Below are 6212 nucleotides of genomic sequence, written 5' to 3'. Positions count from 1 at the left end.
CAAATTCTAAGAAAACGCGAGCATTTAAGAGAAAAGTGATTCTTCATAGAGGGAGACGTTAGAGCAAAAAATACATCGGATAGAGGAGTATGTCGAAGCGGAGAGGATTCGCAGCCAAATCCCGGGCCTGTCATTGGTCATTGTGGAAAAGGGGAGAACGGTGCTGCAAAAAGGCTTCGGCTACGCGGATCTGGATGCGGAGAAACCAGTGACCGGCAATACTTTATTTGAAATAGGTTCAACGACGAAAGCTTTTACAGGGCTGGCCATCCTGCAGTTAGAAAAGGACGGATTGGTAAAACGGACGGATGATGTTAAAAAATATATACCATGGCTGGAACTTGCTTATAAGGGAAAACCCGCAACGATTACCCTCAATGATTTGCTGTATCATACAAGCGGAATACCTGCCGGATCGATTGGATATATACCAGCCAGCGATGCTGGCAATGCGCTGGAATTAACCGTGCGGACTTTGTTGAGCCAGCAGTTGAATCGTGAACCGGGCCGCGCTTTCGAATATGCGACGATCAATTACGATGTTTTGGGACTTGTGATCGAGAAGGTGACGAAGCAGTCCTTTGAGGCTTATATGAAGCAGCAGATTTTGGAGCCGATTGGAATGAAAGATTCGTTCGCCGGTCTTCAGCACAACCCGCCCAGCGAGATGGCAACCGGCTATAGACTCGGGTTCATGAAACCCAGAGCGTACACACCGCCTGTCTATCGCGGCAATACACCAGCAGGTTATATCATAAGCAACGCCAATGATATAGCGAAGTGGATGAACACGCAATTAGGCTATGGAACGAACGATAAGAAACTGATTCAGGACTCGCACGTCCCCGATCAGTCCGTGGCGCCTCTTGGTGACAACAATTACTATGCCAGTGGATGGATCATTGCGGGACAAGACGGAAATGTGATTCTTCATGCTGGGGCAAATCCGACATTTTCATCTTTTATTAGGATGCAGCGCAATGATCAGCTTGGGGTAGCAGTGATGGCGAACATGATGAGCGATGCCGCATCCGTCATTACCCAGGGAGTTATGGAATTATGGAAGGGAGCGGATGCTGGCGCCCCCTATCAAATCGATAGAATGCAAAGGTTGGATAAAGTAGCGTCGGCGATTATCCTTATTGCAGGTGGTCTGATCGCATTGTTTTTATTTTTGACGGGAAGGATGATTAGAAAGCTTGCAAGGCAGCAGCGCAGTTGGACTGCATTGCTTGGCAGACGGCTCATTGGATTTGCATTGCTTCTGATCATGTCTGCAGCTGGCATCGTATTGATTCTGACGCTGCCGCGCATACTGCTCGGTGGAACGCCGTGGGCATTTATAGCAGTGTGGTCTCCGCCGACGATTATGTTAGCTGTATACAGTCTTATTTCCGTGTTCATCAGCTTGTTCGGGTACGGCACCATGCTGTCGTTGACTGCAAAAACAAGGTAAAGAGAAACCCCTGGACATGTCGCGGTTCATTGCGGAACAAATCCAGGGGCCCATTTATGTAAGGAAGTCCAATCAGCCTCTCCCTCACTTCAACCGATGAGTTAACTCGCTTTCCTTCGAGCCATACAATTCGACATGCTTGAAATAGAGCGTATCGCCTTCCTTCAGGTTTCGCTGTATGTTTTAAACTCAACTCGGTTGAATGCTTTGGTTGTAGAAACGGGCATGTACTTTTTGATCCATGGCAACACTTTAGACTGTGACCTAAGTTGATGAATTGAAGCAAAAAGGTTGCTCTAGACCCAAATATATACTATTTGATATGATCAAACAAATATTTGGAAAGGGCGGCAATTATCGATGACCTCCTCTAAAACCGCATTATTATCAGTTCTTAGCAACACGTTTATTGTGATATCCAAATTATTTGTCGGCGTCATTACTGGATCAGTGGCTGTTTTATCTGAAGCTATCCATTCTTCTTTAGATTTAGTGGCCTCACTAATCGCTTTTTTCTCAGTTCGAATGTCTGGCCGTTCTGCAGATGAGAATCATCCATACGGACATGGCAAGATCGAAAATATATCGGGGACAATTGAAACGTTACTAATCTTTGTGGCAGGGATTTGGATTATTTATGAGTGTGTTCAAAAAATAATCAATCCGACACCGATTAACTTCCCATATCTGGGTATATTAGTCATGTTTGTAGGGGCAATTATTAATTATTTGGTATCCAGAAAAGTCGGAAAAGCAGCAGAAGAAAATCATTCAGTAGCCATGAAATCAAATGCATTGCACCTATTAACGGATGTATATACTTCTTTAGGTGTAGGATTCAGTTTATTGTTAGTCAGTATTACTGGCTGGGAGCTATTAGATCCAATCATCGGGATTATGTTAGCCATGTACATTATGAGAGAAGCGCATAAATTGATGAGAGAATCGTTTCCCCCGTTGTTGGACGCAAGTTTGACTGATGAAGAAATGGATCAGATATTGAACGTCATCCATCAATATCGTGAACAGTTTATTGAAATTCATGATTTTCGAACTCGAAGATCAGGACCGCAAGAGTATGTGGATTTCCATATGGTTGTCCCATCTTCCATGAATATCGAAAAAGCGCATCGACTATGTGATGATATTGAACATTCAATAACAGCTCTATTCAAACGCGCACAAGTATTAATACATGTTGAACCAGAACAAGAGAGAACAACAAAATAAAGAGACGATGTACATAGCGAACTTTCTCATTTGCCCCCTTCGTTTTGGTTCACAAGTGTACAACCAATAAAGTTTTTACATGCAAATAATCCAAAGAAAAGGTAAGTGATAATGAATAATGAAGGGAGCTTTCAACTGCTTCAATGTATTTTTCATGGGCAAGCTAATGCAAAATATTCAAAAATGAAGCACCGGATGGTAAAATATCAATTCCATAATGAAGGGCTATCAAAATCCATATATTCCTGAATTTATACCACAAATATCCTAATATAATACCGATAACAAAAGTAGGGAGAATTGTGCCCAGTAGAATGGAAGATAGGTCTCCTGCTATCCCTTCAACTCCACTTGCAAGAAGATAACGAGAGGGGAAATGGAATAATGAAAACAGAATAGCAGACAGGACAATACCTGCAAATGCTCCTATTGCTTTTTCCAAACGGGTTTGTAGTATATATCTATAAAAAATCTCCTCAGGTAAAGCAGCCTGAACTAGGGGGAGAAGTAAACCAAGCAATAGTTTTATCCAAATGAATTCGCCACCCGTTGTCATAACGCTAAATATCTCGCCGAAATACCCACTATTTAATAGAATACCAACCATAAAGCAGCTAAACACAAGAATCCATCTCTTCGGTTCTTGCAGATGAAAGATGCTCCGAATGGAATAACCGAATCTTCTATACATGTATAAGGGCACCAAAAATAAAAAAACGAGTTTAATAAAAAAAACATACCATCCATCTTCCGTAAATCCCTTTGCTCCAAAAATGGGTAAAGGATTGTGCTTTATAACGAGAGAGAATATTGCAACAATGAAAATATACACAACCGCGTACATCGTAAATACAAATAGTTCTTTTCTTTGTTGATGAATGTACATCCTTTTTCCCCCGCCCTAAAGATTACACTATGACTCTGTTTCTCATACGCCTTTTGTCATCATCACATGTAGAAGGAAACAGCAATAAAATTATACTAACTAAATTATGACTACGCTCTTGCCAAGTAAAAAGAGACAAGGCGGAAACCAGCGGCGTGATAGTTGAATTGGTAAACCAAAAGCAGCATTTGAGGGTTAGTTCGCTTGACAACAGTAATCGTCTAGTCATAGCAAATGATAGCTACGACTAGACGAATTGTTATAGGCTGTTAACTTCGTTATATTTTAATTACTCTGCTTTGCCATCAACTGAAGTGACTGCTAGACTGTAGCATTTTCCTTTGACATCAACTCGCGCACTCAAGGTCGGACTCCCTTTTTTAGTAAAGATAAATTGGTTTCTAATATCATACTCTTTATTTTGTTTAACCTCGTAGCCTTTTAAATCAATACCCATTACTTTCTGCGCAATGGGGGCTACCGTCTCTTTGATTTTATTCAGTTTCATATTGTCATAGGCTTTGTTATCTTTGGCAGAAATATCTGTATTCACCTCAATGCTGGTCAGTTTGCCCGTTTTCGCCCCTACCTCAACCGACACGCCGTGCTTCTTATCGTTGTCTGTCAATTTCCATACATTGCGGTTAAAATTCAGGAAGATCTGTTTGTAACGAAGGGCAGTGGATAATGATCGTGAACCACTATCAGAAAAGTTTTGCAATGCTGTTTTTGCCGTCTGCAGGACGGAGCTGTCAATCTGCTCGATCGGATAAGTCACCTTTGCCAATTGAAATCCATCATCACTGATTGTAACTTCCATGTTTCTTTTTTCTCGATGGCGCATTGTAACGCGGGTGTCATATTGACCAGTTGGCTTAAGTTCCCCCGTTTTTTTGTCTTCGTAATAAGTGGGCATTTTATCAATTCCGACATAGAAATTGTTTTTAGCAGTGTCAAGGCTGCTGTCGACATCCGAAAGCATCGTCATCAGCTTTTTCTGCCGGGCATCGTCCAATTTTTCCAAGGGAATTGCGATGTTGGCGCCAGTTATTTCCCCTTTATTATTTATAACAATCGAGTTGCCGTTGCGTGAATTGGCTTTCTCGGTGTCAGTGAATTCAATCGCCCATCCAATCATTTTTTTTCCATCTAAGTCCTTACGTTTTGTAACGCTGTCCACTTCGAGGTCGATGTCCGTACCCACTAATTCCTTAATCTGCTTTTGGACTGTCTCTTGCGTTTTTTTGTCCAATTCCGAAAACCTTATTTGATATTCAGGACTTTTCAGTTCTCCCTTTTTATCACTAATCGTTACCTGTGTACTCTCCTTCGCTGCATATGTAGTTGGTGTCGGAACGGACGCTGCTACGAGCGCTGCTGAACATAGGGATAATAGCAAAATTTTAAATGACTTCAATCGTTATTCCTCCATTACTTGATTTATTATTACGAGCTCCACTTCCTTTCTTCCATCTCTATTCACGTAATAGAGCAGGTAAAAGATGGAACACGCTTTATCAAATAATATAGGCATAACCACTTCTATTGTAAATATCATTCATTAATTCCTAAGCTATTCTTAAGTTTATCAAATACTACTATACGAGCGGTTCACTTATGAAAAGTGTAGAACTTCGGTTCTGCACTTTTTTGTATTATTTAAATCATTTCGACCTTGATTGTAAACTTGACAGAAAAAATGTATGTAAAAAATCGTTTTGGATATTTTAAAGTCATATAAATAGAACGAAATTAAATTGGAGGAATTGACATGATAGAGCACAATGGTACTAACGAAAAAGAGTTGGTTATCACGCGCATGTTCGATGCGCCACGTGAGCTTGTGTTCAAAGCGTGGACCGAGCCTGATCACCTGGAACACTGGTGGGGCCCGAAAGGCTTCAAGATGAATGTCTCAAAGCTAGAGCTCTGTCCGGGTGGCATTTTTCACTACAGTCAGAAATCCCCTGACGGCCATCAAATGTGGGGCAAGTTTGTGTATCGCGACATTGTTGCGCCGGAGAGACTCGTCTTTACTAATTCCTTTTCTGATGAGGAGGGCAATACGGTTCGGGCTCCGTTTAGCCCCACATGGCCCCTGGAAATTCTAAATACGTTGACTTTTGCCGAGCATGAAGGCAAGACGAAGTTGACTATACAGGGAGGCCCGACAAATGCGACGGAGGAGGAGCGCAACACCTTTGAAGCAATGCGAGATAACATACAGCAGGGATTTGCCGGTACCTTCGAACAGCTCGCTGATTACCTGTCTAAGGTTTGAAACCGATACGAATAGACGGTAAGACGGATGAATGGAACCACCGTTCATTAGCTGTTTGAAGATGAGTCCACGTTGATGGATAAAGGCTTTAGAGTAAATTGTGAAATATGTTAATTCAGTAGAGAAGGTCGATTCCTTAGAATAGGGAAATCGGCCTTCTTTTCTCTAAATAGTTGTAGCGAAGGAACTTTAACTTTTTCATAACCTCTTATTTTTTGCTGCCATATAAAATAGACAACAGAACGATGAAAAGCGAGGAGCAGGATGAAGAATGGCGGATCGTCTGGGATACGAAAGGCCTCGGTTACAGAAATTAGCTAAGAAAGCCCTTGCCTTTAGGCTTGGGATGAATTGTCCTA

5 protein-coding genes are annotated in these 6212 nt (G+C 41.7%); 3 read left to right on the top strand and 2 right to left on the bottom strand.

The features are described 5' to 3' along the window. Window positions 1–70 precede the first annotated feature (70 nt). Window positions 71–1456, top strand: coding sequence for a serine hydrolase domain-containing protein (locus tag LQV63_RS30875; RefSeq protein ID WP_325175946.1), 1386 nt, complete (start codon window positions 71–73; stop codon window positions 1454–1456). Window positions 1457–1816: 360 nt separating this feature from the next. Further along, the gene (locus LQV63_RS30870) at window positions 1817–2686 is read left to right on the top strand and encodes a cation diffusion facilitator family transporter (protein WP_233699597.1); all 870 of its coding nucleotides are present in this window, start codon (window positions 1817–1819) and stop codon (window positions 2684–2686) included. Window positions 2687–2849: 163 nt separating this feature from the next. Here the strand turns inward: LQV63_RS30870 and LQV63_RS30865 are convergent, their stop codons facing one another. Then, on the bottom strand, window positions 2850–3572 hold the full coding sequence (locus LQV63_RS30865) for a CPBP family intramembrane glutamic endopeptidase (protein ID WP_233699596.1): 723 nt from the start codon (window positions 3570–3572) through the stop codon (window positions 2850–2852). A gap of 289 nt (window positions 3573–3861) precedes the next feature. After that, window positions 3862–4989 (bottom strand): hypothetical protein, encoded by a 1128-nt coding sequence (locus LQV63_RS30860; protein ID WP_233699595.1) that lies wholly within the window; start codon window positions 4987–4989, stop codon window positions 3862–3864. Window positions 4990–5343: 354 nt separating this feature from the next. On the opposite strand from LQV63_RS30860, the gene LQV63_RS30855 reads away from it, so the two are divergent. After that, entirely contained in the window at window positions 5344–5853 is a 510-nt protein-coding gene (locus LQV63_RS30855; RefSeq protein ID WP_233699594.1) for an SRPBCC family protein, read from the top strand. The last annotated feature ends 359 nt before the right edge of the window (window positions 5854–6212 follow it).

The sequence above is a fragment of the Paenibacillus profundus genome, from assembly GCF_021369635.1.
GTDB lineage: Bacteria > Bacillota > Bacilli > Paenibacillales > Paenibacillaceae > Paenibacillus_B > Paenibacillus_B profundus.
Note: the sequence above shows the minus strand (reverse complement) of the source record. Positions and strands in the feature narration are given on the sequence as shown.